Source organism: Photobacterium sp. SP02, from assembly GCF_038519165.1.
GTDB lineage: Bacteria > Pseudomonadota > Gammaproteobacteria > Enterobacterales > Vibrionaceae > Photobacterium > Photobacterium halotolerans.
In genome coordinates this window covers 1-1,990 of record NZ_JASJOJ010000131.1, presented here as the reverse complement: position 1 = coordinate 1,990, position 1,990 = coordinate 1, and the positions used below count along the sequence as shown (strand labels likewise).

General features: G+C 53.1%; 1 rRNA gene. It reads left to right on the top strand.

The features are described from left to right. Positions 1-415 precede the first annotated feature (415 nt). Positions 416-1,967 (top strand): 16S ribosomal RNA (locus P0Y67_RS22545). Positions 1,968-1,990: the final 23 nt, after the last annotated feature.

Here is a 1,990-nt window from a genome sequence, read left to right as displayed (position 1 = left end):
CGCCAGGCTCCCCTTTTGAAAAGCCCGTCCGGCGACGGGCTTTTTCTTCGCTCTCCACCTGCGGGTGTGAGCGGAGTCAACACAGAGTTTTTGGCTTTCAGACCGGGACTGACCGGGGTGAAAGAAGATGAAAATTTTGTCTTGACTTGAAGCGAGGGAAGCGTATTATACGCGTCCTGACTGGCGGAAGCACACAGTGCTAACGCATTGAAAGTCAACGTTCTTTAACAATTTGACCATGCAATCTGTGTGGGCACTCGACAATGATACAGTCATAAAAGATTTATCAGTGAACTGAGTGACCAATTGGTAGCACTTTTTATAAAAGGGTTACCGGCACAGTCAATTCGTTTCAACTTCGGTTGAAACATCAGTAATCACTGAGCCGCTTCTCTTACGGGAAGCAACAAAACTTTAATTGAAGAGTTTGATCATGGCTCAGATTGAACGCTGGCGGCAGGCCTAACACATGCAAGTCGAGCGGCAGCGACAACATTGACCCTTCGGGTGATTTGTTGGGCGGCGAGCGGCGGACGGGTGAGTAATGCCTGGGAACATGCCTTAGTGTGGGGGATAACCATTGGAAACGATGGCTAATACCGCATAATCTCTACGGAGCAAAGCGGGGGACCTTCGGGCCTCGCGCGCTAAGATTGGCCCAGGTGGGATTAGCTAGTAGGTGGGGTAACGGCTCACCTAGGCGACGATCCCTAGCTGGTCTGAGAGGATGATCAGCCACACTGGAACTGAGACACGGTCCAGACTCCTACGGGAGGCAGCAGTGGGGAATATTGCACAATGGGGGACACCCTGATGCAGCCATGCCGCGTGTGTGAAGAAGGCCTTCGGGTTGTAAAGCACTTTCAGCAGTGAGGAAGGGATGTGTGTTAATAGCGCGCATTCTTGACGTTAGCTGCAGAAGAAGCACCGGCTAACTCCGTGCCAGCAGCCGCGGTAATACGGAGGGTGCGAGCGTTAATCGGAATTACTGGGCGTAAAGCGCATGCAGGCGGCGTGTTAAGCCAGATGTGAAAGCCCGGGGCTCAACCTCGGAATCGCATTTGGAACTGGCAGGCTAGAGTCTTGTAGAGGGGGGTAGAATTTCAGGTGTAGCGGTGAAATGCGTAGAGATCTGAAGGAATACCGGTGGCGAAGGCGGCCCCCTGGACAAAGACTGACGCTCAGATGCGAAAGCGTGGGGAGCAAACAGGATTAGATACCCTGGTAGTCCACGCCGTAAACGATGTCTACTTGGAGGTTGGAATCTTGAATTCTGGCTTTCGGAGCTAACGCGTTAAGTAGACCGCCTGGGGAGTACGGTCGCAAGATTAAAACTCAAATGAATTGACGGGGGCCCGCACAAGCGGTGGAGCATGTGGTTTAATTCGATGCAACGCGAAGAACCTTACCTACTCTTGACATCCACGGAATCCTTTAGAGATAGAGGAGTGCCTTCGGGAACCGTGAGACAGGTGCTGCATGGCTGTCGTCAGCTCGTGTTGTGAAATGTTGGGTTAAGTCCCGCAACGAGCGCAACCCTTATCCTTGTTTGCCAGCACTTCGGGTGGGAACTCCAGGGAGACTGCCGGTGATAAACCGGAGGAAGGTGGGGACGACGTCAAGTCATCATGGCCCTTACGAGTAGGGCTACACACGTGCTACAATGGCGTATACAGAGGGCGGCGAGCTAGCGATAGTGAGCGAATCCCACAAAGTACGTCGTAGTCCGGATTGGAGTCTGCAACTCGACTCCATGAAGTCGGAATCGCTAGTAATCGTGGATCAGAATGCCACGGTGAATACGTTCCCGGGCCTTGTACACACCGCCCGTCACACCATGGGAGTGGGCTGCACCAGAAGTAGATAGCTTAACCTTCGGGAGGGCGTTTACCACGGTGTGGTTCATGACTGGGGTGAAGTCGTAACAAGGTAGCCCTAGGGGAACCTGGGGCTGGATCACCTCCTTACCTAAAGACTGTGTCTTTGACGC